Annotated in this window: 1 protein-coding gene and 1 pseudogene; both read right to left on the bottom strand. The window is 61.9% G+C overall.

Annotated features, from left to right (window positions below; genetic code table 11):
* Window positions 1-592: pseudogene (locus VBE63_RS30100) on the bottom strand (hypothetical protein); the annotation flags it as partial.
* Between the two features lie 257 nt (window positions 593-849).
* Window positions 850-1062: DUF4351 domain-containing protein (locus VBE63_RS30095; protein ID WP_323686634.1), on the bottom strand; the 213-nt coding region annotated here is incomplete at its 5' end.

Below are 1062 nucleotides of genomic sequence, written 5' to 3'. Positions count from 1 at the left end.
ATTTCCAGCGTTTCAGGGTCTCGGCATCGTCGGTGACCTTGGCGCGGATCTGCGCCATCACCACCAGGGCAAAGACATTGTCGCTCGCTTCCAGCTCGGCCCAGCGCTCGGGGTCAGTGTAGTCGAGCAGTTTGACCATTGGGAAGCGAAACGCGATCCCGCAGCCCCAGCGGGCGTGGCGAAATGACTTGGGGCGAAAGCTCGCGGTGGTATCGGTTAAGACCGCGAGGCTGACGACATCGGTTTGGTAACGATCCCGCAGGCGGGTCTGATACAGAAACATCCGCGCGCTAAAGTCGCTTTCGGCGTCACCCTGGACTTCGACATGGATCAGCACATAAAGATCGCTGCCGTCGTTGGCACGCACGCGCGCGAGTTTGTCGGCATAGCGGCGACCACGCGGGCTATTGCCGCCGATCTGCTGGAGTTCTTTATCGAGAAACTCCGGTGCCACGCTCCAGTCGATCTGGTCATAGATGGCCGGAAACAGCAGCGCGAGAAACTCCGGAAAGAACCGCTCCAACGCCTCTTTCCAGGGGCTGTCGTAGTCGGGTTTGTCGCTGGTGTCAGCGGCTTGGGTGTCGGCTGTCATGGGGGTGAGTTTAGCCGATTTGGTGGCGGGGGTGGGAGCGGCTTTCGCCGCGAACAGCGCGCCCTGCCAGCCCAGAGGAATTAAGTATACTGTCCCCGGAATTCCCCGGGTTCTCTCGCGCCGCCCTCGCCCTCGGCAGCTACCACCGCAAGTTCTTCATCAGCCACAACCCGGATGCCTGGGCGCTGGCGGATGTGGTGTTGGAGATGGCGGCGCTAAGGGACGTTGGTTGATGTCGCCAGCGTGGCCTGAGAGCCTCAGTGGAAGATGGTCTCGGGGCTGTCGGCGCTGAGGATGCGCCCCAGCCAAGTGTCGAGTTGCTCAAGTTCGGCTTGCTCAATGCGCTCTCGGTGTGCTTGCACGGCCTCGGGGCCGAATTTTTGATCGAGCAAGCGGAGGATTGTCCTGGCCTCGCCCTGCTGCACTCCCAGCTCCATCCCCTGCTGCACTCCCAGCTCCATCCCCTTCTG

This window comes from Lamprobacter sp., from assembly GCF_034860625.1.
Lineage (GTDB): Bacteria > Pseudomonadota > Gammaproteobacteria > Chromatiales > Chromatiaceae > Lamprobacter.
This window is presented reverse-complemented; position numbering and strand designations above follow the sequence as displayed.